This window comes from Bradyrhizobium sp. USDA 4011 (genome assembly GCF_054063415.1).
The window spans coordinates 4,638,101-4,662,738 of the sequence record NZ_JBSSGG010000001.1; the positions used below are offsets into that span (position 1 = coordinate 4,638,101).

28 protein-coding genes are annotated in these 24,638 nt (G+C 64.8%); 12 read left to right on the top strand and 16 right to left on the bottom strand.

What is annotated here, in order from left to right; all coding sequences use genetic code 11:
- Positions 1-136 precede the first annotated feature (136 nt).
- From pstS to ACVW1C_RS21800, 7 genes are all read left to right on the top strand, one after another.
- Complete coding sequence (pstS, locus tag ACVW1C_RS21770) at positions 137-1,147, top strand: phosphate ABC transporter substrate-binding protein PstS (RefSeq protein WP_456760164.1); 1,011 nt, start codon at positions 137-139, stop codon at positions 1,145-1,147.
- Between the two features lie 201 nt (positions 1,148-1,348).
- A complete protein-coding gene (locus tag ACVW1C_RS21775) occupies positions 1,349-2,065 on the top strand; it encodes a TetR/AcrR family transcriptional regulator (RefSeq protein ID WP_456760165.1) in 717 nt (238 codons plus the stop codon).
- Between the two features lie 47 nt (positions 2,066-2,112).
- Positions 2,113-2,364: a hypothetical protein gene (locus ACVW1C_RS21780; RefSeq protein ID WP_456760166.1), complete on the top strand. Its 252-nt coding sequence runs from the start codon at positions 2,113-2,115 to the stop codon at positions 2,362-2,364.
- 169 nt (positions 2,365-2,533) lie between these two features.
- Entirely contained in the window at positions 2,534-3,250 is a 717-nt protein-coding gene (gene minC, locus ACVW1C_RS21785; protein ID WP_456760167.1) for a septum site-determining protein MinC, read from the top strand.
- Between the two features lie 21 nt (positions 3,251-3,271).
- Positions 3,272-4,087 carry a septum site-determining protein MinD gene (minD, locus tag ACVW1C_RS21790; RefSeq protein WP_456760168.1) on the top strand — a complete coding sequence of 272 codons (816 nt, stop codon included), beginning with the start codon at positions 3,272-3,274 and terminating at the stop codon, positions 4,085-4,087.
- The gene (minE, locus tag ACVW1C_RS21795; protein WP_171948207.1) at positions 4,087-4,365 is read left to right on the top strand and encodes a cell division topological specificity factor MinE; all 279 of its coding nucleotides are present in this window, start codon (positions 4,087-4,089) and stop codon (positions 4,363-4,365) included. Before minD ends, minE begins: the two co-directional genes overlap by 1 nt.
- Positions 4,362-4,658: a hypothetical protein gene (locus ACVW1C_RS21800; protein ID WP_092122321.1), complete on the top strand. Its 297-nt coding sequence runs from the start codon at positions 4,362-4,364 to the stop codon at positions 4,656-4,658. Before minE ends, ACVW1C_RS21800 begins: the two co-directional genes overlap by 4 nt.
- 120 nt (positions 4,659-4,778) lie before the next feature.
- Here ACVW1C_RS21800 and ACVW1C_RS21805 read toward each other — a convergent pair whose 3' ends face one another.
- The 3 genes from ACVW1C_RS21805 to ACVW1C_RS21815 form a co-directional block, all read right to left on the bottom strand.
- The gene (locus ACVW1C_RS21805; protein ID WP_456760169.1) at positions 4,779-5,636 is read right to left on the bottom strand and encodes an NAD-dependent protein deacetylase; all 858 of its coding nucleotides are present in this window, start codon (positions 5,634-5,636) and stop codon (positions 4,779-4,781) included.
- 56 nt (positions 5,637-5,692) lie between these two features.
- Entirely contained in the window at positions 5,693-6,682 is a 990-nt protein-coding gene (locus tag ACVW1C_RS21810) for a LysM peptidoglycan-binding domain-containing protein (protein ID WP_456760170.1), read from the bottom strand.
- Between the two features lie 489 nt (positions 6,683-7,171).
- Positions 7,172-7,378, bottom strand: coding sequence for a hypothetical protein (locus ACVW1C_RS21815; RefSeq protein ID WP_176534193.1), 207 nt, complete (start codon positions 7,376-7,378; stop codon positions 7,172-7,174).
- A 296-nt stretch (positions 7,379-7,674) separates the two neighbouring features.
- On the opposite strand from ACVW1C_RS21815, the gene ACVW1C_RS21820 reads away from it, so the two are divergent.
- Positions 7,675-7,917, top strand: a complete 243-nt coding sequence (locus ACVW1C_RS21820) for a hypothetical protein (protein ID WP_176534192.1) — start codon at positions 7,675-7,677, stop codon at positions 7,915-7,917.
- Between the two features lie 20 nt (positions 7,918-7,937).
- On the opposite strand, the gene ACVW1C_RS21825 is transcribed toward ACVW1C_RS21820, so the two are convergent.
- Positions 7,938-8,402, bottom strand: coding sequence for an Lrp/AsnC family transcriptional regulator (locus ACVW1C_RS21825; RefSeq protein ID WP_456760171.1), 465 nt, complete (start codon positions 8,400-8,402; stop codon positions 7,938-7,940).
- A 161-nt stretch (positions 8,403-8,563) separates the two neighbouring features.
- On the opposite strand from ACVW1C_RS21825, the gene ACVW1C_RS21830 reads away from it, so the two are divergent.
- The 3 genes from ACVW1C_RS21830 (at position 8,564) to ACVW1C_RS21840 (ending at position 11,673) form a co-directional block, all read left to right on the top strand.
- Positions 8,564-9,577: a 1-aminocyclopropane-1-carboxylate deaminase gene (locus tag ACVW1C_RS21830; protein WP_456760172.1), complete on the top strand. Its 1,014-nt coding sequence runs from the start codon at positions 8,564-8,566 to the stop codon at positions 9,575-9,577.
- Positions 9,578-9,960: 383 nt separating this feature from the next.
- Entirely contained in the window at positions 9,961-10,206 is a 246-nt protein-coding gene (locus ACVW1C_RS21835) for a hypothetical protein (protein ID WP_456763137.1), read from the top strand.
- 204 nt (positions 10,207-10,410) lie between these two features.
- Complete coding sequence (locus tag ACVW1C_RS21840; RefSeq protein WP_456760173.1) at positions 10,411-11,673, top strand: S1C family serine protease; 1,263 nt, start codon at positions 10,411-10,413, stop codon at positions 11,671-11,673.
- A 178-nt stretch (positions 11,674-11,851) separates the two neighbouring features.
- Here the strand turns inward: ACVW1C_RS21840 and ACVW1C_RS21845 are convergent, their stop codons facing one another.
- From ACVW1C_RS21845 to ACVW1C_RS21860, 4 genes are all read right to left on the bottom strand, one after another.
- On the bottom strand, positions 11,852-12,796 hold the full coding sequence (locus ACVW1C_RS21845; RefSeq protein ID WP_456760174.1) for a metallophosphoesterase: 945 nt from the start codon (positions 12,794-12,796) through the stop codon (positions 11,852-11,854).
- A gap of 82 nt (positions 12,797-12,878) precedes the next feature.
- The gene (locus ACVW1C_RS21850; RefSeq protein ID WP_456760175.1) at positions 12,879-14,627 is read right to left on the bottom strand and encodes a flavin-containing monooxygenase; all 1,749 of its coding nucleotides are present in this window, start codon (positions 14,625-14,627) and stop codon (positions 12,879-12,881) included.
- A 283-nt stretch (positions 14,628-14,910) separates the two neighbouring features.
- Entirely contained in the window at positions 14,911-16,779 is a 1,869-nt protein-coding gene (recQ, locus tag ACVW1C_RS21855) for a DNA helicase RecQ (protein WP_456760176.1), read from the bottom strand.
- 244 nt (positions 16,780-17,023) lie between these two features.
- Positions 17,024-18,244 carry a T6SS phospholipase effector Tle1-like catalytic domain-containing protein gene (locus tag ACVW1C_RS21860; protein WP_456760177.1) on the bottom strand — a complete coding sequence of 407 codons (1,221 nt, stop codon included), beginning with the start codon at positions 18,242-18,244 and terminating at the stop codon, positions 17,024-17,026.
- 334 nt (positions 18,245-18,578) lie between these two features.
- Here ACVW1C_RS21860 and ACVW1C_RS21865 point away from each other — a divergent pair, with 334 nt between their 5' ends.
- A complete protein-coding gene (locus ACVW1C_RS21865) occupies positions 18,579-19,106 on the top strand; it encodes a hypothetical protein (protein ID WP_456760178.1) in 528 nt (175 codons plus the stop codon).
- 112 nt (positions 19,107-19,218) lie between these two features.
- Here ACVW1C_RS21865 and ACVW1C_RS21870 read toward each other — a convergent pair whose 3' ends face one another.
- From ACVW1C_RS21870 to ACVW1C_RS21905, 8 genes are all read right to left on the bottom strand, one after another.
- On the bottom strand, positions 19,219-20,595 hold the full coding sequence (locus ACVW1C_RS21870) for a vWA domain-containing protein (protein ID WP_456760179.1): 1,377 nt from the start codon (positions 20,593-20,595) through the stop codon (positions 19,219-19,221).
- Positions 20,596-20,601: 6 nt separating this feature from the next.
- Entirely contained in the window at positions 20,602-21,549 is a 948-nt protein-coding gene (locus ACVW1C_RS21875; RefSeq protein WP_456760180.1) for an AAA family ATPase, read from the bottom strand.
- 164 nt (positions 21,550-21,713) lie between these two features.
- Positions 21,714-22,037, bottom strand: coding sequence for a hypothetical protein (locus ACVW1C_RS21880; protein ID WP_456760181.1), 324 nt, complete (start codon positions 22,035-22,037; stop codon positions 21,714-21,716).
- Positions 22,038-22,209: 172 nt separating this feature from the next.
- The gene (locus ACVW1C_RS21885; RefSeq protein WP_456760182.1) at positions 22,210-22,842 is read right to left on the bottom strand and encodes an HAD-IA family hydrolase; all 633 of its coding nucleotides are present in this window, start codon (positions 22,840-22,842) and stop codon (positions 22,210-22,212) included.
- Positions 22,843-22,997: 155 nt separating this feature from the next.
- On the bottom strand, positions 22,998-23,684 hold the full coding sequence (locus ACVW1C_RS21890; protein WP_456760183.1) for a methyltransferase family protein: 687 nt from the start codon (positions 23,682-23,684) through the stop codon (positions 22,998-23,000).
- 99 nt (positions 23,685-23,783) lie between these two features.
- A complete protein-coding gene (locus ACVW1C_RS21895; RefSeq protein ID WP_456760184.1) occupies positions 23,784-24,125 on the bottom strand; it encodes a hypothetical protein in 342 nt (113 codons plus the stop codon).
- A 36-nt stretch (positions 24,126-24,161) separates the two neighbouring features.
- Positions 24,162-24,341: a hypothetical protein gene (locus ACVW1C_RS21900; RefSeq protein WP_092126523.1), complete on the bottom strand. Its 180-nt coding sequence runs from the start codon at positions 24,339-24,341 to the stop codon at positions 24,162-24,164.
- A gap of 58 nt (positions 24,342-24,399) precedes the next feature.
- Entirely contained in the window at positions 24,400-24,591 is a 192-nt protein-coding gene (locus ACVW1C_RS21905) for a hypothetical protein (protein ID WP_207833783.1), read from the bottom strand.
- Between the last annotated feature and the right edge of the window lie 47 nt (positions 24,592-24,638).

The window sequence follows — 24,638 nt, forward strand, 5'->3', positions numbered from 1 at the left end:
CGGTTCCGAACTTTTGACGTAGGCCGAAGGTTACGGGGCACTGTCATCCCATCGTCATGGGCCTCCGAAAAAACGTTGCGGCTGCTTACGAGAGCATCGAGCGCGCGAGACCTCTCGCGTTTCCACGGAGATCAACATGAAATTCGTCAAGACAATCGTGGCCGCCAGTCTGGTGGCTATGGCGACGCCGAGCTTCGCAGCCGACATCACCGGTGCCGGTTCGACATTTATCTTCCCTGTCCTCTCCAAATGGGCCGACGCCTACAAGAAGGATTCAGGCAGTGGCGTGAACTACCAGTCGATCGGTTCGGGTGCCGGCATCAAGCAGATCGAAGCCAACACCGTGACCTTCGGTGCCACCGACGCGCCGTTGAAGTCCGACCAGCTGCAGAAGGACGGTCTTGCGCAGTGGCCGATGATCATGGGTGCGATCGTTCCGGTGGTGAACCTCGACGGCGTGAAGGCCGGCGATCTGGTGCTCGACGGTCCGACCCTTGCCAACATCTTCCTCGGCAAGATCACCAAGTGGGATGACACCGCGATCAAGAAGCTCAATCCGAAGGCCAAGCTGCCGTCCGAGGCGATCTCGGTGGTTCATCGCGCCGACGGTTCGGGAACGACCTTCAACTTCACCGACTACCTGAGCAAGGTCAGCCCGGATTGGAAGAGCAAGATCGGTTCCGGCACTGCGGTCGAATGGCCGGTCGGCGTCGGCGCCAAGGGCAACGAAGGCGTCGCGGGCAATATCGCGCAGGCCAAGAACTCGATCGGCTATGTCGAGTATGCCTACGCCAAGCAGAACAAGCTGACCTACACCGCGTTGATCAACAAGGCGGGCAAGACCATTCAGCCGACCAACGAAGCGTTCCAGGCTGCGGCGTCGAACGCCGACTGGACCAACGCGCCCGGCTACTACCTGATCCTGACCGACCAGCCGGGCGACAAGTCCTGGCCGATCGTCGCTTCGACGTTCATCCTGTTGCACAAGGATGCGACCGACAAGGCAGCCTCGAAGGAAGCGCTCAAGTTCTTCAAGTTCGCCTTCGAGAAGGGCGCCAAGAGCGCGGAAGAGCTCGACTACATTCCGATGCCCGACAGCGTCGTGAAGCAGATCGAGAAGACCTGGACTGCTGAGGTCAAGAGCTGAGCTGCCCCTTTCGGACCCGCTCAATGGCATGAAGCCGGCGTCGATTGACGCCGGCTTTTTCTTTGCCGGTTGGCCGCCACGCTCACATTCGCGGCATTTCCTCTATCTATCTGAGTTTTTTTTGTCTTTTTTTGATTGTGCCCCGAACTTGAAATGCGGACTCACCAATTTATATGTTCATCTGAACATATTTGGTGTGCGATGATTGGAGCGATAACTGCCGCCGCGCTGCCGGCCTCCCGGCCCAAGGGACGCCGCAGCAAGGACATGCCCGACGGCCGCCAGGCGCTGCTGATCGCGGCGACCGAGGCCTTTGCGAGTCTCGGTTTCGACGGCGCCGACCTGCGCAGCGTCGCGGCGGCGGCGGGCGTCGCGCCGAATCTCGTGCGCGTCCACTTCGGCAACAAGGCCGCGCTGTGGGAGGCCTGTCTCGACCGCATCGTGGTGCTTGCGATACCCGTGATGGCCGAGGTGCATGCGATCGCCACCGACGCGAACCGCTCGCTGGGCGACCGGTTGCGCGATCTCATCATCCGCGTCGCCACGTTCTATGCCGCGCATCCGCAGGTGAGGGACTTTGTGGTTCGCCACGGCGCGGAGGCGCCGGAGCGCTCCGCAATGGTGACCGAAAAGCTGCTGCGTCCGGCGTATGAGAGCGCGCGCGAGCTCTTCGAGGCCGGCATCGCGGCGGGCATCATCCGCAGCAGCCATCCGGCGCTGTTCTTTGCGTTGCTCAACGCGGCGCTCAACCAGCCGCCGGCGTTTCCGATGCTGCTCGGCCGGTTTGCGCCCGAGATCGATCCCGAGACAGCGCGGACGCAGCTGCTCGATACGACGATCGCAACGCTTCTGCATCTTCCGCCGTCGCAAACCGACGCCGAATCCGCCGCCGGCAGCGGCCGCACGCCGCTGTCGTGACATCCAGTCTCGACCACCACTTCAACCTGCCAGTGAGAGAGTGATCCATGAGACTTCGCCTTGCCCTCGTGCTTCTCGGTGCGACCGTCGCGCCCGTTATGGCCCAGTCCGGTCCAAACGAATCGATGCAGCGTCAGGCCTGCATGGGCGACGCGGTCCGGCTGTGCGGCGCCTACATTCCGGATCGCGGCCGGATCACGGATTGCATGGCCGCGCAGGTCGAACAGCTCAGCCCGTCATGCCGCGCGGTGTTCGATGCGTCGGTGCAGGCCGAGCGATCGCCGACAGCTCGGCGGTGATTCGCGCCGCCGGTCCCGGAATCATGCGTCCAGGCAACAGGTCGCAGCCAACAGCGGTTGCCAGAGGAGCAGCCCTCGCAAATCCGTGAAAACACCACCCTCTGTTAACCTTTGATTAACCATGCGGGCCGATTGTTAACCATTCGAAAATACAGCCGAGTCAGGGGCGATGGACGCAACTCAACAGGTGGCACGTCAGCAGGTCCGCATGCGCGGCCGTTCCTATGTTGCGTTCGTTTTCACGCCCGTCGTGCCCGTGGTGTCCTGGCTCGCCGAGATCGACGCGACGCTGGGGAAGTCGCCGGGCTTCTTCGCCGGCAAGCCTGTGGTGCTCGACCTCTCGGCGGTCGACCTCAGCCAGGCCGCGATCGCGCATCTGGTCGGCAGCCTCGCTGAACGCAACATCCGCATTCTCGGCATCGAAGGTGTCGACGAATCCAAGCTCGGCGCCAACCTGCCGCCGCTTCTGACCGGCGGCCGCGCGTGCGCGATCACCCATGTCGAGCCGAAGACGCCGCCGGCGCAGGAAAAGAACAAAGACAAGGACAAGACCAAGCTGCCGTCGCTGCTGCTGGAGAGCCCGGTGCGTTCAGGCCAGTCGATCGTGTTTGCCGAAGGTGATGTCACCGTGCTCGGCTCGGTCGGCTCCGGCGCCGAAATCGTCGCGGGCGGCTCGATCCATGTCTACGGCACGCTGCGCGGCCGCGCGATGGCCGGCATCAACGGCAATTCGGCGGCCCGGATCTTCTGCCAGAAGATCGAGGCCGAACTGCTCGCCATCGATGGCTACTACCAGACCGCAGATGAAATCGCCGACAGCTTGCGCAACCGACCCGCCCAGGCGTGGCTCGAGGGCGAAATGCTGCGCATCACAGCTTTGAACTGATCGACCACAAGGAGAGAGAGAATGGCCAAGGTATTGGTCGTGACGTCCGGGAAGGGCGGGGTCGGCAAGACGACCTCCACCGCCGCGCTTGGCGCGGCGCTCGCGCAAATGGGCCAGAACGTCGTCGTCATCGATTTCGACGTCGGCCTGCGTAACCTCGATTTGGTGATGGGCGCGGAACGGCGGGTCGTGTTCGACCTCATCAATGTGGTGCAGGGCGTCGCCAAGCTGCCGCAGGCGCTGATCCGCGACAAGCGGCTGGAGAATCTCTGGCTGCTGCCGGCGTCGCAGACCCGCGACAAGGACGCGCTGACCGAAGAAGGCGTCAAGCACGTGATCGCCGATCTCAAGACCAAGTTCGACTGGATCCTGTGCGACAGCCCGGCCGGCATCGAGCGCGGCGCGACGCTCGCGATGCGCTATGCCGACGAGGCCATCATCGTCACCAATCCGGAAGTGTCGTCGGTGCGCGATTCCGACCGCATCATCGGCATGCTGGATTCCAAGACGGCCCGCGCCGAGCGCGGCGAGCGCGTCGAGAAGCATCTGCTGGTCACCCGCTACGACAGCGCCCGCGCCGCGCGCGGCGAGATGCTGTCGATCGACGACATCCTGGAGATCCTTGCCACGCCGCTGCTCGGCATCGTCCCCGAAAGCCAGGACGTGCTGCGCGCCTCCAATGTCGGCTGCCCGGTCACGCTGAACGCTGCGAGCAGCGCGCCGGCGCGGGCCTATACCGACGCGGTGCGGCGCCTGATGGGCGAGGCGGTGGAGATGACCGTGCCGGTCGAACGCAAGGGGCTGATGGACCGGTTGCTGCGACGGAGGGCGGCATGATGAACGTAATGCGGCTGTTCGGCGGCCGCTCTGCATCGGCGCCCGTCGCGCGGGAGCGGTTGCAGATCCTGCTTTCGCATGAGCGCGGCCGGACCGGCACGCCGGACCTTCTGGAGATGCTCCGCTCGGAAATCCTGGGCGTGGTCTCCAAGCATATCGACGTCGATCCCGACAAGGTCGTGGTCCGGATGGACCGGGGCAAGTTCGTCTCGATGCTGGAAGTCGACATCGAGGTTCCCAACGGCGTGCAACGATCAAAGATGGTGGCGGCCACATGACAGCAGACAGCAACAGTCACATTGCCTGGCAGCGCGCGCAGCTGAAGAAGCTGCGTGCGGCGTTGAAGGCGATCGAGGTCGATCAGCTCGGCAAGGCCAATTGCGGCCGCGCGACGCAGATGACGATCGATGAATTGCAGCGCAAGATCGGCGAATCCGGCCGCTGCATCGCCGAGTACGAGCGCCGCACGCGTCGTCCGTTGGCAACGGACCGGGGCAGCCTTGCCAGCGTCAGCTGGACGCACTGGAACGCCAACATGCCGATGGCCAAGTCGCAGCGCCATCGCGCGTGAGCGGATAATCCGGCCCGTCGTCATTGCGAGCGAAGCGAAGCAATCCATCCCTCCGCACGGGGTGACAATGGATTGCTTCGTCGCTGTCGCTCCTCGCAATGACGTGGAGCGTGCGGCGCGCTACAGCAAAAACGCCAGCGCGGTCTCGCACTGGTCCTCGATCTTGAGCGTGAGCAGCTCGTCGGCGCGGGTGCGGCCGAGATTGACCGCGGCGATCGGCAAGCCGCGCTGCTCCGCCATCTGGACGAAGCGAAAGCCGGAATAGACCATCAGCGAGGAGCCGACGATCAGCAGAGCGTCGGCCTGTTCGAGATGCGCCTGCGCCGACGCGACGGTATCGCGCGGCACGTTCTCGCCGAAGAACACCACGTCGGGTTTCAGCACGCCGCCGCAGGCCTCGCAGGCCGGCACCACGAACGACGAAAAATCCTGCTCGAGATCGGCATCGCCGTCAGGGGCATCGACGGCATCGAGCGTGAGCCAGGCCGGATTCAGTCGCGCGAGCTCGCCCTGAAACTGCTCGCGTGGCATGGTCGCGCCGCAGCCGAGGCAGCGCACCACATCGAGCCGGCCGTGCAGATCGATCACGCGTTGGCTGCCCGCGGCCTGGTGCAGGCGGTCGACGTTCTGCGTCAAGAGCAGCTCGCAACGGCCTTGTTGTTCGAGCTTCGCCAGTGCGCGATGCGCGCCGTTCGGCGCCGCGCGGCCGAACCGCCGCCAACCGACCATGCTGCGCGCCCAGTAGCGCTGCCGCGTCGCCGCCTCACCCAGGAATGCCTGGATCGTGACCGGCCGCGTCCGCTTCCAGTTACCGTCGCTGTCGCGATAGTCGGGAATGCCGGAATTGGTGCTGCAGCCGGCCCCGGTCAGGACAAACAGGCGCTGGTGGCCGGCGACGAAATCCTCAAGGGCGGGGTGCTGCATGGCAGCACATCTAGTGTGGCGCGCGCGGGGGCGCCAGACCTGCCACCCCGCCAAGGACGGCAACAACCGGCGTGGCCCTGAGGCGGGTGACCGATGCCGGAATGCCGGCCTCACCGAGCCGGCAGCACGAACACCTGACCGGGATAGATCAAATTGGGATTGCGGATCTGCTGCGAGTTGGCCCGATAGATCACCGCGTAGCGCTGGCCGGCACCCAATGTGCGCCGGCTGATCCGCCACAGGCTGTCGCCGCGCGCCACGGTGGTCGTGGTGATCTTCGGCACGATCACGGCGGAGGGTGAGCTCAATGCGGCGGTGGTTGCCGCCGCGAGCTGCGGCGTGGTCCCATCCGTACGGCCGGACGCAGCCGCAGGCGCCGGGATCGATGCGGTCGTCGTCGTGTCCGGAACGTTGAACGGCACTTCGGCACGCGCGCGGACCTTGCCAGAGCCGGGGTCGACGTCGTCAAGCCGGATCCGATAATCGCCGGTCGTTACGCCCTTGTTGATCGTGACCGAGAGGTGTCCCGCCGCGTCGGCAGTCGCGGATGTGATCAGACTGTCGTTGAGATAGAGCCTGACGGTCGCGCCGGGAGTTGCCTGACCGCTGACATGGAGCTTGCCGCCCGGTTCGGTCTCGACGGCCTCGACAGCCACCTTCCCGTGCGTCGCCGCCGCAGGTTGCGACAGCACGCGGATCGGCTTGTCCGGCGCCATCAGCGCGACCATCGGCCGCTCGCTGGCCGCCGCGTCGAGCGCCACTGCCACGCTCTGCTTGGAGGTCACTGGCTTGCCGTCATGCGTGATGCGCAGGGTGAGGTCGTAGTTTCCGGGCGGAAGCGGGCGCGGCACCATGACGAACTGGCCGGACTTGTCCGCCACGGCGCGATCGTGCACCTCGCCATTGCGCAGCAATTCCACCGTCGCGCCAGGGAGCGCCCGGCCGGCGACAACGGTCTCGCCGGTCGGCTCGATGCTGACGACGTCGAACTCCGGCACCGCGTTGCCGCCCGGTGTTGGCGACGGTCCTGCCAAAGCGTTGGCCAGCGCCGCGGTCTCGGTCTGTGTCTTTGCCAGCGCAGTCTTGTCTTGGTTCCCCACGTCTTGCTCTCGCGCGGGCGCCGCTGGCGCCGTCGCCATCAAGCGGGTGTTTACGCCCAGGATCTGCTGGGTTTGGTGGATGCCAAAGATGAACGCAGCGGTGCCGCCGGCCGCAAGTGCCAGCAACGGTATGGCCAGTCTCATCGCCGTGACGTTCATGACTGTCATCCCCCGATGAATCGACCCGCGTATCCGCGCGCGCGACCCTGCGGCTCTGTGGGGAGTCCGCGGGAGAGACTGCGCCGATTTGCGCGGCCCATCAAGTCGAATGAAAGGGCTACTCCTCCCGGGCAGGCTGGCCGACGCAGCAGCTGTTGGAGATCGCGTCTGGCTCAGAACTCCGGCGCCGCATGGTCCGCCACCGGTGGCGCGCACGACAACAGTGGCCGGGTTGATGTCCTGCTCAGACTTACGGGTAAATCTTCGCTGCACGCTCGCTCGCGGTCCGCGGCAGATGGCCTGCGCCGATCTTCGACGGCGGCACGTTGCCTATTGCGAATACGACAGCTGTTCTTCCGTCACCACGCGCTCGATATTACCTGCCTTGCTTCTGATCCGGTACCGAAGCCGCCCGTCGGCTTCAATCGGCATGCGTTGAATGATGGTGTAGACCGCCGGCTCATCGGCCTCGGCACGACCTTGCGGCCCCTGGGCCCGGTGGTGAACGTCTTCATTCAGCTTGTAGGCATATGACATCTGTCCACCTCTGCAGTTTGGGGGTGCTCTCACGCAGGACTATGCTGTGACGCAATGGAGCTGTGGCTTCCCGTATGGACGCGACTTGCTGCTTCGATGGCCGCGTCAGGCCTCTCCGGAGTCCGCAGGAGCACGTTGGTTACATTGACCGAATACGCCGCAAATAGCCACCGAATACTCGCCTTCGACCAAGGATGGGTGAGGGCGCTGGGTGGGTTCCCGGCCGTTTGCGGCCTCAATTGCCATTTGATCTCCGCAGGCAGATGCTGCCAGTCAATGGTACAAGGGAGAGCGACATGAGCAAGGCAGGTCTCGACCACCGGCATCCCAACAAGGATGGCGAAATCAGCGGCAAGCACGGAAACACGCTGCTCCGCACCTTGCGCAAGGTTTACGGGCCAGGTTTCGCGGCGGGTTATCCCGAAACCGAGAAGCTGAGCGATGTCCTGGCTGCGCTGAACGAGACCTCGCTGAGCCAGCTCCGCAGAGATCATCAGACCGGCCATCTCGCGCACAAGATCGCCAAAGCATCCAAGTAGCTGCCGAGCGGAGCCGCAGCTCAGAACTCCAGCTCCGCATTGTCCACCACTTCCTTCATCACGAAGAAGGTGCGGGTCTGCCGCACACCGGGCAGCGCGATCAGCTGGTCGCCATGGATGCGGTTGAAGTCCTCCATGTCGCCGACGCGGATCTTGAGGAAATAATCGAAGTCGCCGGCGACGAGGTGACAGTCGAGCACGAACTTCAGCTTCGCCACCGCCTGCTCGAAGCTCGCAAAGCTCTCCGGCGTCGAGCGGTCGAGCACGACGCCGACCATCACCAGCGCGCCCTTGCCGACCTTGCGCGGCGCCACCATGGCGCGGACGCCGCTGACATAGCCCTCGTCGAACAGCGCCTGGGTCCGGCGATGGCAGGTGGCGGGGCTGACGCCGACCTGATCGGCCAGCTCGGCGTTGCTGAGCCGGCCGTTCTTTTGCAGCAATCTCAATATCTTGAGGTCGATCCGGTCGAGCCGGGCGGACATGAAAGAATCTCTCACTGATGGCCAGTAATGTGAGAGAAAACATATCATTTGGTGCGAATTCGGCAATCTTCGGCGATCAGGCGGCCTGACTTAGAGAGCACCTTTCGCGGCTGTAGTGATAGTTCTGGCCGCCGTTCCAGACCACCAAAGAGGATGCCAGTATGCTGGAGAAGTTCGCACGCTACCCGCTCACCTTCGGGCCGACGGCCATCGAGAAGCTCGATCGGTTGTCAAAGCATCTCGGCGGCAAGGTCGAGCTCTATGCCAAGCGCGAGGATTGCAATTCCGGGCTCGCCTTCGGCGGCAACAAGCTGCGCAAGCTCGAATACATCATCCCCGACGCGATCGCCTCCAACGCCGACACGCTGGTCTCGATCGGCGGCGTGCAATCCAACCACACCCGGATGGTCGCGGCGGTCGCGGCCAAAATCGGCATGAAGTGCCGGCTGGTGCAGGAAAGCTGGGTGCCGCATGAGGACGCAGTCTATGACCGCGTCGGCAACATCCTGCTCTCGCGCGTGATGGGCGCGGATGTGCGCCTGGTCGACGAGGGCTTCGACATCGGCATTCGCAAGAGCTGGGAGCAGGCGATCGAGGAAGTGAACGCGGCGGGCGGCAAGCCCTACGCGATCCCGGCCGGCGCCTCCGTGCACAAATATGGCGGGCTCGGCTATGTCGGCTTCGCCGAAGAGGTGCGCGCGCAGGAGCGCCAGCTCGGCGTCAAGTTCGACTACATCATCGTCTGCACGGTGACCGGCTCGACTCATGCCGGCATGCTGGTCGGCTTCGCCGCCGACGGGCGCGCGCGCAACGTGATCGGCATCGACGGTTCGTTCACGCCCGCGCAGACCAAGGCGCAGGTGCTGTCGATCGCGCAGAATACCGCTGACCTGGTCGAGCTCGGCCGCGACATCGTCGAGGATGATGTCGTGCTGATCGAGGACTACGCCTATCCCGCCTATGGCGTGCCGTCGGAGGAGACCAAGGCGGCGATCCGGCTCAGCGCGCGGCTGGAAGGCATGATCACCGACCCCGTCTACGAGGGGAAATCGATGCAGGGCATGATCGATCTGGTGCAGAAGGGTTTCTTTCCGGCCGGGTCGAAGGTGCTCTACGCCCATCTCGGCGGTGCGCCGGCGCTCAACGGCTACGCCTACGCATTCAGGAACGGCTGAGGCGGGGCACGCTTTGTAGTTTCATAGACCGGACGGAAGCGAACTCCGGGCGACGCTGCTCCAAACCTCCCCTTGAAAAGGGGAGGTCGCGTTGCTCGCCAGAGCAAAGCGGGTGGGGATCTGCTTTCTCCGCTTGCAGCATCGCCTGCGGCTGCCCCCCATCCCGACCTTCCCCCTTTCAGGGGAAGGAGAAGACAGGCACCCCTCCGCGGAAAGACCGTCCCGGATTGTGCGGAGCCTGTCATCGGGCGCGCGTTTGCGCGACCCGTTGGCTCCGTCCGGGCTACGTCCACGGGCTCTCGCGAGGCTGACGCGTCAGGTCGGCGTCAGCTTCTCCCGATATCCTGTCCAGGCCGGGCGAGTCGGGAGACCTTCGCGTGAGGATGATGAATGCGGCCGGCCGAGCCATCGCCGCGCTCGGCGTCGGCATCGTCGCGGTGGGGCATTGGTTTTGGGCTTACCCGGGCCACGGCGCCTTGTTGCGCGCCCGCCTGCTGGCGATGAACAGCGAGATCGAGCTCTATGCCGGCATCTTCCTGATCGGCGTCGGCGTGCATGCCTTCGCATCCCGCTACTGGTCCAGCGATCCAAATCCGCCGGCGCAGTCTTCGGTTCGGGAGCCGCAATAGCGTCCGCCTGGCGCGGCGGCTGGCTATGTCCGGGTTGACATCTTCGGAACATAATAGGAACATACCGTCTGTAACCTGAGGGTGTGGCGATCGCCTCATCCGCGGCGGTATTGCGTGGCCGCTGCAGCAAAGGCCAAGCCGCGCACCACTTGCGGATGAATTTCTCCGCCTCCTATAAGGGGTTGTGGCTGGGGAGTGGATGTCATGAGAGTTGCGATCTGGGCGGCCGTTGTGGCCGCGTGGCTGTTTGCGTCCGCAACTCCATCGAGCGCCCGCGGTCCCTACGGCTCGATCACGGTCGGCAATTGGAAGGGCGGCGCCTTTACCGACGACAAGAGCGGTGCGTTCACGCATTGCTCGGCGGGGAGCACATACCAGAGCGGCATCTTCTTCATGGTGGCGGTTGCCGCGAATGGCAGCTGGCGGCTGGGCTTGGCTCATGACAGCTGGCGTTTGACGCCGGGCGAAGCCTTTCCGCTCGCGCTGACCTTTGACGGCCAGCCCGCGTTCAATGTCTACGGCATGCCGCTCGGCGAGAAGCTCGTGAATGTCGAGATGCCGGTGAATTCGGCGCTGATCAATCAGTTCCGCAAGGCGCGCCAGATGACGGCGTTCGCGCAAGGGCAACTGTTTCAGTTCAATCTCAATCAGACCGCGCAATTGCTGCCGGCGCTGCTCAACTGCGTGGTCTCTGTGAAGAAGAACGGCGTCTCCAACGCCGGCGAGTTCGCGGTCGCGACAAAGCCTGCGGCTGCGCCGCCGCAGCAGGCTGCACCCAACGCGCCGCCCACGAAGCAGGCGAGATCAGGCACCGGCACCGGCTTCGTCGTCAGCGATAGCGGCCACGTCGTCACCAACCATCATGTCGTCGATGGTTGCAGCGAGATCACGGGCAATCTGAGCGGTGCGGCGGCGGTCAAATTGCGGTTAGTGTCCGACGACGAGACCAACGATCTCGCGCTGCTGCAGGCGCCGTCCCCGTTCAAGGATGTCGCGAGCATCCGGCAGAACTCGATTAGGGTTGGCGACGGAGTCGTGGCGATCGGCTACCCCTATCATGGCCTGCTGACATCCGATTTCACCGTGACCACGGGCATCGTTTCTTCGCTGAGCGGCATCCTCAACGACACGCGTCATCTGCAGATCAGCGCCGCGGTACAGCCCGGCAACAGCGGCGGGCCGCTGTTCGATCTCGGCGGCGCCGTGGTCGGCGTGGTGGCCGCGAAGCTCGACGCGGTCAGGATGGCGCGGGCCACGGGATCGATCCCGGAAAACATCAACTTCGCCATCAAGACCGGCGCGCTGCGCGACTTCCTCGACAACAGCGCGGTGATGTACCGGACCGCCGAATGGCGCGACGGGACCAAGAAGGAGACGTCCGATATCGCCAAGGATGCGCGCGGCTACACCCTGTTGATCACCTGCACGGTGAACGAGCAGAGCGCGAGCGCGAAGAAGGGCAATTGAGACCTCCGCTACTCTCTCTCCCATCCTTACGGCACGGCGATCGTATATGGCCATCGGCCACATGCCTTTCCTTGCTGAGTCCGGGCAGCCGCCGGCTGCTTTGCATGGGGTTGTTTTCGATATTTTGGCAATGCGCGCCTACGCCCACGCCTGCGACGTACAGGCGGCGTATCCGAGTTCAGCGGCCGAGCCGGTGCAGCGTATGCACCGTGATCTCGGCCGGGCAGTTCAGCCGCACCGGCGCCAGGCTGGTGCCGGCTCCGGCCGACGTGTAACCGGCAAGCGTCTGGAAACGCCAGGCGCCCTTGCCCATCCTGCGCGGTAGCCGCGCCTCCAGCTTGATCGCGATGCCGCCGGGCAGGCAGAGCTGGCCGCCATGGGTATGGCCGCTCAGCATCAGGTCGAAGCCGGCGGCGGCCGCCGCGCGATAGGATTCCGGCGTATGCGCGAGCAGGATCGAGAACGCATCGCGCGGGATCGCCGCGGCAGACTTTGCAATGTCGTCGGTGCGATAGAAATGCGCATCGTCGATGCCGGCGAGATGGATCGTCGCGCCATCGCGCGTGATCGGCTCCTGCTCGTTGAACAGCATTCTGATGCCCATCGCCTCCAGCGCCGGCGTCATGCGGATGCTGTCATGATTGCCGAGGATGCCGTAGAGCGGCAGTTTGATCCGCGCGCAGAGATCCTTCATCAGCGCGAGGCTGCTCTCGAACGGGCCAAACGTCTTGCCGCGATAATCGCCGGTCAGGACGCAGATGTCGCCGGCGACATAGCGGACGATGTCCGCCAGATGCCGCATCGCTCCCTGGCTGATGTCGGCGTGGAGATCGCTGAGATGAAGGATGGTGAAGCCGTCGAACGCCGCCGGCAGGCGCGCCGACGTCACCAGGTTGCGTCGGACCTCGACCCGGTCGGCGTTGCGGCGGGCGCGGCCATGGAGGCCGGCCAGCTTGAGCGCAGTCTCGACGACCCATGGCGCCAGCTTCCAGTTCTCGACGTTGAACACGAGTGTGCCCTGTCCGAACAGCTGCCTCTCGTGCGCGGCCTCGATTCCAAGTCGGCGCACGACGTGATCCGCGCCGATCCGCTCGACCAATCCCTGCAATGCCGTGTCGGCCATCGTCCCCCGTGCGGCCCGCGATGCGAAACGCGGTATGGCACGACACTATCATGCGCAATCCCGGCGGCGATACGGCTGAGGTTCAGACCACCGGGACGCGCTTGGCGGCGACCGCTGCCGGCGAGATCACCTCGATATCAAGCGGCACCTGCCAGCGCTCGGTGAAGCGGACCTGCGGCGGCTCGTTGCCTTTGCGCCCACCCTGCAGCACGAAGCCGTCATAGCCCGAATTCATCACCTCATTGCACTTCTGCACATAGATCGGGAAGCCGCCGATATAGGGCATGAACACGCGGGGACGACCCGGGATGTTGGCGCCGACATACCAGGAGCTGCAGGTCGAGCGCAGCGAGACCGTGGAGACGTCGTTGACATGGGCGACCCAGGCATCCTCGTCGTCGCGCACCGCCTCGATCGTGCCGGCGCCGACGTCGCGCATATGGCCGAGGCAATCGGCAAGCCAGTCGACATGCTGCTCGATCGCCTGGATCATGCTCGCGAGCACCGATGGGCTGCCGGGCCCGGTGATCATGAACAGGTTCGGAAATCCCTCCGAGGCGAGGCCGAGATAGGCCCGCGGGCCGGCCTGCCATTTTTCGGCGAGCGTCTGCCCGCCGCGGCCGGTGATCGCGATCTTGTCGAACGAGCCCGTCATGGCGGCAAAGCCAGTGGCGGAGACGATCGCGTCGAATCTGTATTCGGTGCCGTCGACCACGATGCCGTTGGTGGTGAAGCGCTCGATCGGTGTGTTCGACACGTCGACCAGTTTCACATGCGGCAGATTGTAGGTCTCGAAGTAGTTGGTATCGACGCAGAGCCGCTTGCAGCCGAACACGTTTCGAGGGCACAGCAGCTCGGCGGTGGCGGGATCCTTGACGATGCCGCGGATCTTCTCGCGCGCGAAATCGGCGATGGTGTCGTTGGCGGCCTTCTCGAACAGGAGGTCGCCGAACGCGCCGAGGAAGGGCAGGCCGCCGCGCTGCCAGGCTTCCTCATAGAGCCGCTCGCGCTCCTGCTCGCTCGCCTGCAAGGCGGGCTGGGCGTTGAACTGAAAGTAGAAGCCGGTCGGGCGCGCTCGCGCTTTCGCGCGCAGCTCCGGATAATGCGCCTTGGCTTCCTTGAGATACTCCGCCGACAGCCGCTCGTTCCATGCCGGGACCGACCAGGTCGCGGTGCGCTGGAACACGGTGAGCTCGGACGCCTGCTGCGCGATGATCGGGATCGACTGGATCGCGGACGAGCCGGTGCCGATGACGCCAACGCGCAGGCCGGTGAAATCGACACCCTCATGCGGCCATTCGCCGGTGTGATAGATCGGCCCGCGGAAATCTGCCATCCCGGTGAAAGTGGGTCGGTTCGGCGCCGACAGGCAGCCGACCGCCATGATGCAGAATTTGGCGGTGACCTTGTCGCCGCGGTCGGTCTCGATCAGCCAGCTGCCTGCCTTCTCGTCGAAGGTCGCCGCGGTGACGCGGCTGTCGAACACGATCTGGCTGCGCAGGTCGAAGCGGTCGGCGACGTGGTTGGCGTAAGCGAGAATTTCGGGCTGCGGAGAATATTTCTCCGACCAGCTCCAGTCCTGATCGAGTTCCTCGGAGAACGAGAAGGAGTATTGCAGGCTCTCGACATCGCAGCGCGCGCCGGGATAGCGATTCCAGTACCAGGTGCCGCCGACGCCACCGCCGGCCTCGTAGACCCGCGCGGTGAAGCCGAGCCCGCGCAGCCGATGCAGCATGTACATGCCGGCGAACCCCGCGCCGATCACAACGGCGTCGAACGTTCCACTTTCGGCAGGGCGCGCGGCTCTGCGCGCGGTGCTCTCCTGAGCCATGGCCCGTCTCTTCCCTATCTTTTGTCGTTATGTCTTGTCGTTAAGTCTCGGCCGCGCCTCGTTGGATGCGACGACCGAAAGATTAGGGCGAGGGCGGCGCGGCCCGCAAGCGCACGCGTTGCCCCGCCGGTATGGCTCCTATGCCTGGGCGCCGTTCGCTGCGGTATCCGGAGCAGGTTGGGACGATGCAGCCGAGGATTGCGTGGAGGTGGGCGGCCCCTGCGGAGCTTGCGACCGCAGTCAATGCGGTACGCTTGGACCGGCTCAAGGCCCTGCGCGACGTTCAGCCGTCGTTGGATTTCACGATCCGGATCAGCTCGTCGCCGTAATGCTCGAGCTTCTTGTCGCCGATCCCGGCGATGTTGCGCAGTTCGCCCAGCGTATCCGGACGCATCGCGGCGATGCCGTCGATGGTCGAATCGTGCAGCACCACATAGGCCGGCACGCCGCGCTGGCGTGCGACTTCCGAGCGCCAGGCGCGCAGGGCGGCATGCAACGCCGGGCCGACGGCCCCGCCGGGACTGTCGGCCGCGGGCGCGAGCTCGCCGCGGCGCGACTTGCCGCGGACCGCGCGTTTGCGCGCGCCTTCCGGCTGCTCGCGCAACATCACCGCGGTCTCACCCTTCAGCACGCCGCGGGCGCTGTCGGTCAGCTTCAGCGCGCCGAAAGCGTCGCTGTCGGCGCGCAGATGGCCCATCGCCACCAGCTGGCGCAGCACCGCGCGCCATTGCTTCTCGTTGAGCTCGCGGCCGATGCCGAACACCGACAATTGCTCGTGGTTGAACTGCTTGACGCGTTCGGTCAGCCGCCCGACCAGCACGTCGATCAGATGCATGGCGCCAAAGCGCTGCCCGGTGCGATACACGCAGGACAATAGCTTCTGCGCCAGGACCTTGCCGTCGCGGACACGCGGCGGCGTCAGGCAGTTGTCGCAATTGCCGCAGCTTTCATCCGAGCGGGTCTCGCCGAAATAGCCGAGCAGGCGCTGCCGCCGGCAATGCACGGTCTCGGCGAGCGCAACCAGCGCGTCAAGCTTGCCGATCGAGACGCGCTTGAAGGCGTCGGAGCCGGTCGATTCGTCGATCATGCGGCGCTGCTGCACGATGTCGGAAAGGCCATAGGCCATCCACGCCGCCGACGGCTTGCCGTCACGGCCGGCGCGTCCGGTCTCCTGGTAGTAGGCCTCGATGCTCTTCGGCAAATCGAGATGCGCGACGAAGCGAACATCTGGCTTGTCGATGCCCATGCCGAACGCGATCGTAGCGACGATCACGATGCCGTCCTCGTTGAGGAAGCGGTCCTGATGCCGGGCCCGCACGCTGGCATCGAGCCCGGCGTGATAGGGCAGCGCGGGAATGCCGGCCTCGCAGAGCGATGCCGCGACGTCCTCGACCTTGGCGCGCGACAGGCAATAGACCACGCCAGCATCGCCGGCATGCCGCTCCTTGATGAAGGACTTCAGCTGCGTGGTGGCGTTCTGCTTATCGACGATCTCGTAGCGGATGTTGGGGCGGTCGAAGCTTGCGACGAACTCCGGCGCGTCGGTGAGGGACAGCCGCTCGGCGATCTCCTTTCGCGTCAATGCGTCCGCGGTTGCCGTCAGCGCGATGCGCGGCACATTGGGGAAGCGCTCGGCGAGTGCGGACAGGCCGATATATTCCGGGCGGAAGTCGTGGCCCCATTGCGAGACGCAATGCGCCTCGTCGATCGCAAACAGCGCGATCTGCGCCTGGCCGAGCAGATTGAGGCAGCGCGGCGTGAGCAGCCGTTCCGGCGCGACATAGAGCAAATCGAGATCGCCGGCGAGCAGCCGGCGCTCGACCTCGGAGGCTTCCTGATAGGACAGCGTCGAGTTCAGCACCGCGGCGTTGACGCCGGCCTCCGAGAGGCCCGCGACCTGGTCGCGCATCAGCGCGATCAAGGGCGACACCACGATGCCGCAGCCGTCGCGCAGCAGCGACGGCAACTGGTAGCACAACGACTTGCCGCCGCCGGTCGGCATCAGCACCAGGCAATTGCCGCCATCGGTGACGTGGCGGATGATCTTCTCCTGCGCGCCGCGGAAGCCGGACAGGCCGAATACGGAACTGAGCACGGACAGCGCGTCGCGAGACGGGTCGGATGCGCGATCGAGGGCTGGTTGGGCGGTCATGATCCCTGAGAGGGCGATTCGGATTCCCGGATCGAACGATTCCGGAACGAAACGTGTTAATACACCGTCCCGCGATAAACTCAATTGAGGCCATGGCTGCCGGCCGTCGCGCGCGCCGATGCGGTCGGCTGAGCTCAGCCGCACGCGGATCAAGGATGCCGATCGATGCGCAAAGCGCTTTCGAGCGAAGTGGATGCCGCTTCGCGTGAAGAAAAGCGCCTCAAGATGGGGAACTCCGACGCCGTCAGGCCGTCGGAGCGGGCGGCGCCGGTGGCGGCGTCATTGGCTCGACCTTGTAGGTCTTCGGCAGGTTGATCGGCCGGTAGGCCGGATCCTTCTCCATGCGCTCCAGTACCGAGGCGTGGATGGTCGCCCCTTCCGGTATCGGCCGCGGCTCGCCGCGCGGCAGATAGAAGCCGAGGAAGGACTTCCGCTCCGGCCATTCCTTCCATTTGTCGCTCTTCGGAATCCATTCCAGGATTTCCCAGGCGGCGGTCAGCGAATTGTGCAGCGGGGCCGTCGCGCTCGGCGGCACATAGTCGTGCTTGTGCGGCGGCAGCGGCGTCCCCCAGGCGAGATGATCGATCAGCGCCTGATCCAGGTGCAGCCCGGCGCCCCCGGCCTGCGCGAGCATCCAGATCAGCGGAAATTTTGACGGCCCGCTCTTGTCCTCGGGATAGCCGCCGCCGACGTCTGAGTGCACGCCGGCGAACCAGACCTGGCGAATGTCCTGCTCCACCTCCGTCGCCGGATCGAACGGATCGGAACGGAACTTCTGCGGTTCAATCCAGCGGTTGAGGCGGAACATGCGCCTGCGTTCGTCGATCGAGATCGCCTGGCGGAATCGCCTGACACTGGAATTGGTGCGCGTGAACAGCAGCGTCTGGATGTCGAACAGGAAGTTGTCCTGCCGCGGCACGATGATCGAGGCCACGGTGTCCCAGACTCCGACGAACTCGATGTCGATGTTGCGTCCGCCGGCGATCTGGCTGAAGTGCCAGACTTCCTTCAACGGGGCAGGGTCAAACGTCCCGTCGGACTTCTGGGCATCGGAACTGGCCTTCTTGTAGGTGCCGAAGGCGTAGCTGGCGAGGTCGAGCTGGTCGACCGGCAACAGGCCCATCACATGGACGAAGGCCGCCAGCGTGCGCACGGTATAGGCGCCGCGGCTGAAACCGAACATCCAGACCCGGTCGCCGGGCTCCCAGAGCCGGCACAAAAACCGGTAGGCGCCAAGCGTGTCCTCGTCGAGACCGGCGCCGAAGGCCAGCCCGAAAAGGCCGCGCATTTCCTGCTTGAAGCGGCCCCAGCTGTTCTGCAGGCCGATCGTGCCGAGACCCGGATGATAGTAGATCCGCTGCCGGTCATCCTTGTCGGCGACGCGAAACAGCTTCAGGACGTTGGAAATATTGGCGCCGATTTCGTTGCCGGTGCCGTCGCAACAAATCACAATATCCTTCGGCATCCGTTGCCCCCGCGGCCGCCGTGAAAATTCGCGACCTCAATGTACGGCAGAACACGGGGACGGTTCAATCTCCAATTGAAGACGGTTCTGTGTACGCGGTGTGACCGCCAACTGTCGTTTCGGAGTCTGCGGCCGGCATCGGGCGCGCGTGCTCGCTCTAACCAGCGATCCGCAGAATTCAATTGCAACACTTTGGAAAAGGTGGGAATCTCATCGCCAGTCATTGCGATATTGCGTCGATATTTTCCTCCCCTTCAGGGATTTCGCCGGTGCGCGCGATCATCTCGCCCGCTGCCTTCCGCAGCTTCCTTAGCCTGGACGGGAATGGATCGGCATGAGCCACCAAGCTCTCGTGACGGTCATTCTCGCGGGATTGGTGGTGAGTGCGTTCGGACTGTTCTGGTGGGTCGGCAGCTACTCCGATCGCGTATTCGCCAACAGATTTCGGACCCGCTTTCCGGAGAAGACGCTGAGTTACAGCGGCGATCAGCTCGGCGAGCTGGTGCAATCCGATCTCCGGATGAAATATGTCTTCCCGATTCTGTTCCCGCTCGATCTTATCGTCATGCTGGCGCTGGCGGGCGCGATGGGCGCGGCGTCGTCATATTGGCTCGACCAGATCTATCCGACTGTAGCGTGGCTCGGCCTGGTCGTGCCGGCGGTGTATCTGCTGAGTGACCTGATCGAGGACTGCTTGCTGGCCTGGCTGTTGCTGCACGGCGACCCGCATGCGGCAGCACGTTCCGTCTCGATCCTGAAGGCGATCACGACGATCAAGCTCGTCAGCATCTTTGCCTCGATCGTGCTGACGCTGGTCGCATTTGCCGGATGGCTATCTCACAGCAACTCGCTTCGCCTCTAGAGCTTCGGTTCTGATTGAATCAGAACCGAAGCTCCAGATTCTTGTTTTGACGCGTCTTTCTTCACGCGAACCGGTGTCCACTTCGCTCGAAAACGCGCTAAAGCGCTGGCGTCTACTGATAGGTCGCCACGATGTCGGAGACGGCGCGCTCGAGCTGCCGGGCGGTCGCGCATTGGCGCACGACAGTGCAGAAGGTTGCGTAGCGCGGCATCTCGGAATCGCCGAAGCCCCAGACCATGCGGCCTTCGGGATTGAGCCATACCAGCCGCTTCGAACGCTCGCCGATGCGGCGCAGGATGTCGGCGCGCGGATCGAGATTGTTGCTGCGGGCGTCGCCCAGCACGATCACCGTGGTCTGCGGCGTGATTGCGCTCATCCAATTGTCCTCGAAGTCGGCGAAGGAATTGCCGTAGTCGGACGAGCCGAAGCCGACCTTGGACATGATCTCCTTCATCGCCTCTTCAGGCGATTTCGATTCCAGGATGTCGCTGACCTCGATCAGATGGCCCGAGAAGGCGAAGGAGCGGACGTCGTCGACCACCTCGTGCAGGCTGTGGATCAGGAGCAGGAAGAAGTCCGAGACGCGGGCAACCGAACCCGAGACGTCGCACAGCGCGACGATCTTCGGCCGGTCGCGATGCTTGCGCTTCCATGCGGTGAGGAACGGCACACCGCCCCAGGCCGCGTTCCGGCGCAGCGTGCGGCGGACGTCGAGATGGCCGCGGCGCTGGCGCTTGCGCGGCTTGGAATAGCGTTCGCGCAGCCGGCGCGCGATCTGGCGGATCAGCGCGCGCATCTGCTCGACCTGCCGCGGCTCGATCCGCGCCAGCGGCGCGTTGCGCAGGATCTCATTGCGCAGGTTTTCGGTCTCTTCGCGCCCGTAGAGCAGCAAGGCTTGCGAGACCGCGTCGCGGACGGTGCCGCGCAGGCCGTTGAGCGCCTCCTGCAGCCGCTCGGCGAGCGCCGGATTGCGCGTGGTCTGCTCGTCGATGTCGTCGCGCAGGCGCTGGATGCCCATCGCATCGAGGATGCGGGTCTGGAAGATGCCGCGCTGGGTGAAGTAGCGGATATCGGGCAGCGAGGCGGCGCCGGAGGCATTGGCGATCGCCGTCGATATCGCGGAGCGATCCTGCGACAGCAGCATCTGCGCCAGCGGCCCGAGATTCTCGCCGGCGGCGCCGCCCGCCGCATCGCCATGCTCATCGGCCGACGGGTTGGCGCCGGATTCGCGGTTGTCGTCGGTCTTGTTCTGCTCGGCGCTTTCCTGCTGCGGCTCGGGCTGGCTGAAGAACAGGTCGAAGCATTCGCCGAGCGAGCGCTTCTCGTCCTGGGTCTTGGCAAGCGTCAGCAGGAGCGTGTCGCGCAGGATGTCGCGGTCGGCAAAGCCGACCTGGGCGACCGCCCGCATCGCATCGATGCTTTCGGCGGGCGAGACCCGGACCCCGGCTCCCCGCGCCGCACGAAAGAAGCGATGCAGGTTCTCGCGCATCTTGGTCTAGCTGAACACGCCTTGGCGCGACGCCTTGGCGATGAAGGACGAAATCTGCGGCGTCGCGGCCTCGATGTCGGCCTCGTATTTCAGGAGCACGTTGAGCGTGTCCTTGACGATCTCGGTGTCGAGCTCGCTCGCCTGCAGCAGCACCAGCACGCGCGCCCAGTCGATCGCCTCGCTGACCGAGGGCAGCTTCTTCAGGTCCAGCGAGCGGATCTCGTGGATGAAGCCGACCATCTGCTTGCGCAATGTCTGCGAGATGCCGGGAATCCGGCTCTCGACGATGCGCTCTTCCAGCTTCTGCTCGGGGAAGCCGATATGCAGATGCAGGCAGCGCCGCTTCAAGGCATCGCCGAGATCGCGTTCGCTGTTGGAGGTCAGGATCACGGTCGGCGGCGCCACCGCGGAGACGGTGCCGAGCTCGGGGATCGTGACCTGGAAGTCCGAGAGAATTTCCAGCAGCAGCGATTCGAATTCGGCGTCCGACTTGTCGATCTCGTCGATCAGCAGCACACAGCCGGCGGGCTGCTCCAGCGCCTGCAACAGCGGTCGCGGCTCGACGAATTCCTTGGAGAAGAACACGTCGCCGAAGGTGTGGAGTTGGTCGAGCGCTGCGGCCAGCGTCTGCGCGCCGCCGAGCACCTCGCCGAGCTTGTCCTTCAGGATCTGGGTGTAGAGCAGCTGCTTGGCATATTTCCACTCATACAGTGCCTTGGCTTCGTCGAGGCCTTCATAGCACTGCAGACGGATCATCTTCAGGCCGCGCCAGGCGGCGATCGCCTTCGCAAGCTCGGTCTTGCCGACGCCGGCAGGGCCCTCAACCAGGATCGGCTTCTCGATCTGCTGCGACAGATAGACGGCGGTCGCGATCTGCCGACTCGCAATATAGCCTTGCGCGGCGAGGCCGCTTTCCACGGCCTCGATCGAGGCGGTGGGCCTGGTGTCAGCCACGAGGATCAGCTCCGAATTTGCCTTGAACTCGGACCTGTTCTGCTCCCGTTGCGGGCAAAGCACAAGGCTCGTTTGCCCGACAAAGGCAAAGGGATTAAAGGCTGGAGTTAGCGCATGGTTCCGGGCTATTTCCGCCGAGCGCAATACGGAGGAGACGGCAGCCTCTAGCCCGCGCAGCTCTTCACGAAATCCTTGCGCTGTGGGCCGACGATCTTCTGGTCGATCGCCTGCTTCAGGTAGTCGAGATGCGCCTGCGCCATGCAGAGCTGCATCTGATCATGCCGGTCCTGTCCCTTCAACGCCTGCGCTGCGCTCTGGCAGGCCGCGCGTTTGGCACCGGGGACGGGCGCTGCCGCCGACGTGCTCTCTTGCGCGAGAGGCGCCGCCGGCGCTGCCGCCGGTGCGGGGGTTGAGGTTGATTGCGCGAACGCTGCGACCGAGACCAGCAGCGAACCAGCCGAGACCAGGGCGACGACGAGATGTTTCATGGGGGTGCCTCCGCGGGCATGATCCGGAGAAGCGAACGTCGGTTTTCCGGAACGTCATGCTCAGACCGGGAATGGGATCACGATGCGATTCCATAGTCGCGCCGTGACCCAGGGGAGGCTGAGAACTAGCGACTGCCGCCTGAACGCGGAGTGAATATGCCGGCAGGCCACTTCACCTCAGCGTGAGACCGGTCGCCGCTTCGAGCTCGGAGATCGCCTGCGCGGCGTTCGCAACCTTGATCGTGGTCATGCCCATCTCGCGCGCCGGCTTCAGGTTGACGCCGAGATCATCGAGATAGACGCAGTGCTTCGGGTTCACTTGCAGCGTTCCCACCATCATCTGGTAGATGCGCGGATCGGGCTTGCGCAGGCCGATCTTCGCGGACTCGATGACGTGGTCGAATAGTGACATCACCTCGGCGACATAGAGCGTGCGTCCGCTGTGGCTGCCGATTGCGTTCGACGGCAGATTGTTGGTGATGCAGCCGGTCTTGAATTCTGCCTTGATGCGCTTCAGCGCCTCGACCATTTCCGGGCGCAGGTCGCCGGAGAGCAGCGGCAGCACGTCCTTGCCGCGCACCTCGGCGCCGAGCGCCTTCGATTCCGTGGCGAACAGCTCGTCGAATGCGTCGATACCGATCTCGGCGCGCTCGAACTTGGCCCACGCGTTTTCCAGATGGTTGGCGGCGTTGGTGCGGCGGATGATGTCGATCGGCAGGCCGCGCTCGGTCTCGTAGCGCGCGAAGGCCTCGAACGGCGAGGTGGTCAAGACGCCGCCGAAATCCCAGATCACTGCCTCGATCATCAATGTCCTGCCCGTTGCAACGCGGCGGCTTCGCCTCGGGTCGTCCGGCCGTTTTGGCCGAAGACAGGGAAACACGCGTTCAGCCTTCTTTATTGGAATTGCCGCCAATCAGGCAAGCCGCCAGTTCGCGGCAAACTCCGCCACGCGGAACGGGCTCACCAGACCATCGGAACCAGGCGGTAACGCACGCGGGCGAGATATTCGGCATAGCCGTCGAGCTCGGCAGTGAGCATCCGCTCCTCCATCATGGATCTCAGGCCGAGCAGCGCCGCCATGACCGGCACGATGCCAAGGCCCCACCAGGATCCGAGCAGCAGCGGCGTGCCGACATAGGTCAACAGGCCGCTCGCATAGATCGGGTGGCGCACATAGGCGTACGGCCCCGTGGTCACCGCAGCATGCCCGCGCTCGCGCTGGATCTTCACGACCGGGGCGGCGTAGCTGTTTTCGCGGTAGGTCCGATAGACGATGCAGAACGATGCCGCGATCATCACCGCGCCGGCGCATTGCAGCCAGAACGGGACGAACGATGTCCGGTAGCGCGCCGCGTCGAGCGCCATCAGCGGCAGCCATGTCAGCCACAACAGCGGCATGATCGTCGTGATGACGCGATCCCACCCGGCCTGGCCGCGCGCGGTGCGGCGCTCCGCCAGTAGCCCCGGATCATGTCTTGCGAGCCATGCCTCGGTGATCAGTCCGCCGATCGTGATCTCGAGCAGGAACATCCAGGCGCCGGCCCATCGCATGGTGCCGGCCGCTAGAAACAGGAGCGTCCCAAGGCCCGCAACTGTGCAGGCGGCGCGGCGCAGATTGATGCGAGGAGAACTGCCGTTCTGGTTCATGTCTCTCTCCGACGAGCGGCAACGGCCGCGCCGCCGGATCGGGCGGGCCGTTGCATGTCCGGGTAGCGGATCGAAGCGCCGCTCAGTGCGTGGGCCTGGTTACGGTCTGCGGGTCCAGTTTCGCGCCTGTCCGGAATAGACCTTGCTCGGCAGCGCGCGGGCCGTGGGATCGAGCAGGATCTTCATCGCGGTGTTGAGCCGCTCCTCCGAACGCGGCGAGCCATCATGGCGCATCTGCTGCGCAGCACCGGGGCCTTGCGGCGGCGCCATGTAGGCCGACGTTGTCGGCGGGGCGGGCGTGGTGGCGATCTTCGGACGGGCGACAACAGCCGCCTCCAACGGGCGCCGCGCGTCGGCAAGGCTTGACGCTGCGGATGGTGTTTCCGCCGGCGGCGGAGAGGCGGCGCTGTCGGATCCGGATTTGCGGGGCGGTTTTGCCATGGCATCGGCTCCATTGGTTCGGTGATGACGACGACGTCAGGATTTGTCTTCGTCGGATGTGGTGCGTTTGGCGATGATCGGGTTGCGGTCGCTGATCGCGGCGAGCAGCGAGGCGTGGCTCACGACTGACGACACGACGATCTTTCCGGACGGCTCGATCCGGCGACCGTTCTGCTGCTGTTGCTGTGGGCTCCTGGCGGTGGATTTCTGCATCATGTCGGCCTCCTCGAGGGCAGGGGTGGGGCCCGACAGCGCCGGGCCCCGAGTTTGGCGATCAGATGCCGAAAGCACCGAGGACGCCCGGCAGCGCCTGCGCGACGCCGCCGAGGATGTCCCCCCAACCCTGCGGGTTGACCGACCCGTTGGTCGCCACTTCGGCAATCCGCTTCGGACCGCGCTCGATGCCCTCACACTGGATCGGGCTACGCACGCTGCCGAAGGTCTCAAAGTCGTTCCTTGCGTACATGTTCAGCTCCTTCTTTCGGTTTGAATTGACGGCAGCTACGGGAGGTG

Excerpts from the sequence above, each read along its gene's own strand:
- minD (WP_456760168.1), top strand. The coding sequence starts at position 3,272 with ATGGCCAAGGTATTGGTCGTGACGTCCGGGAAGGGCGGGGTCGGCAAG.
- ACVW1C_RS21840 (WP_456760173.1), top strand. The coding sequence starts at position 10,411 with ATGAGAGTTGCGATCTGGGCGGCCGTTGTGGCCGCGTGGCTGTTTGCG.
- ACVW1C_RS21815 (WP_176534193.1), bottom strand. The coding sequence starts at position 7,378 with ATGTCATATGCCTACAAGCTGAATGAAGACGTTCACCACCGGGCCCAG.
- ACVW1C_RS21895 (WP_456760184.1), bottom strand. The coding sequence starts at position 24,125 with ATGGCAAAACCGCCCCGCAAATCCGGATCCGACAGCGCCGCCTCTCCG.
- recQ (WP_456760176.1), bottom strand. The coding sequence starts at position 16,779 with ATGACCGCCCAACCAGCCCTCGATCGCGCATCCGACCCGTCTCGCGAC.
- minC (WP_456760167.1), top strand. The coding sequence starts at position 2,534 with ATGGACGCAACTCAACAGGTGGCACGTCAGCAGGTCCGCATGCGCGGC.
- ACVW1C_RS21885 (WP_456760182.1), bottom strand. The coding sequence starts at position 22,842 with ATGATCGAGGCAGTGATCTGGGATTTCGGCGGCGTCTTGACCACCTCG.
- minE (WP_171948207.1), top strand. The coding sequence starts at position 4,087 with ATGAACGTAATGCGGCTGTTCGGCGGCCGCTCTGCATCGGCGCCCGTC.
- ACVW1C_RS21775 (WP_456760165.1), top strand. The coding sequence starts at position 1,349 with ATGATTGGAGCGATAACTGCCGCCGCGCTGCCGGCCTCCCGGCCCAAG.
- ACVW1C_RS21900 (WP_092126523.1), bottom strand. The coding sequence starts at position 24,341 with ATGATGCAGAAATCCACCGCCAGGAGCCCACAGCAACAGCAGCAGAAC.
- ACVW1C_RS21830 (WP_456760172.1), top strand. The coding sequence starts at position 8,564 with ATGCTGGAGAAGTTCGCACGCTACCCGCTCACCTTCGGGCCGACGGCC.
- ACVW1C_RS21780 (WP_456760166.1), top strand. The coding sequence starts at position 2,113 with ATGAGACTTCGCCTTGCCCTCGTGCTTCTCGGTGCGACCGTCGCGCCC.
- ACVW1C_RS21835 (WP_456763137.1), top strand. The coding sequence starts at position 9,961 with ATGATGAATGCGGCCGGCCGAGCCATCGCCGCGCTCGGCGTCGGCATC.
- ACVW1C_RS21825 (WP_456760171.1), bottom strand. The coding sequence starts at position 8,402 with ATGTCCGCCCGGCTCGACCGGATCGACCTCAAGATATTGAGATTGCTG.
- ACVW1C_RS21880 (WP_456760181.1), bottom strand. The coding sequence starts at position 22,037 with ATGAAACATCTCGTCGTCGCCCTGGTCTCGGCTGGTTCGCTGCTGGTC.
- ACVW1C_RS21845 (WP_456760174.1), bottom strand. The coding sequence starts at position 12,796 with ATGGCCGACACGGCATTGCAGGGATTGGTCGAGCGGATCGGCGCGGAT.
- ACVW1C_RS21860 (WP_456760177.1), bottom strand. The coding sequence starts at position 18,244 with ATGCCGAAGGATATTGTGATTTGTTGCGACGGCACCGGCAACGAAATC.
- ACVW1C_RS21820 (WP_176534192.1), top strand. The coding sequence starts at position 7,675 with ATGAGCAAGGCAGGTCTCGACCACCGGCATCCCAACAAGGATGGCGAA.
- ACVW1C_RS21850 (WP_456760175.1), bottom strand. The coding sequence starts at position 14,627 with ATGGCTCAGGAGAGCACCGCGCGCAGAGCCGCGCGCCCTGCCGAAAGT.
- ACVW1C_RS21800 (WP_092122321.1), top strand. The coding sequence starts at position 4,362 with ATGACAGCAGACAGCAACAGTCACATTGCCTGGCAGCGCGCGCAGCTG.
- ACVW1C_RS21865 (WP_456760178.1), top strand. The coding sequence starts at position 18,579 with ATGAGCCACCAAGCTCTCGTGACGGTCATTCTCGCGGGATTGGTGGTG.
- pstS (WP_456760164.1), top strand. The coding sequence starts at position 137 with ATGAAATTCGTCAAGACAATCGTGGCCGCCAGTCTGGTGGCTATGGCG.
- ACVW1C_RS21905 (WP_207833783.1), bottom strand. The coding sequence starts at position 24,591 with ATGTACGCAAGGAACGACTTTGAGACCTTCGGCAGCGTGCGTAGCCCG.
- ACVW1C_RS21870 (WP_456760179.1), bottom strand. The coding sequence starts at position 20,595 with ATGCGCGAGAACCTGCATCGCTTCTTTCGTGCGGCGCGGGGAGCCGGG.
- ACVW1C_RS21890 (WP_456760183.1), bottom strand. The coding sequence starts at position 23,684 with ATGAACCAGAACGGCAGTTCTCCTCGCATCAATCTGCGCCGCGCCGCC.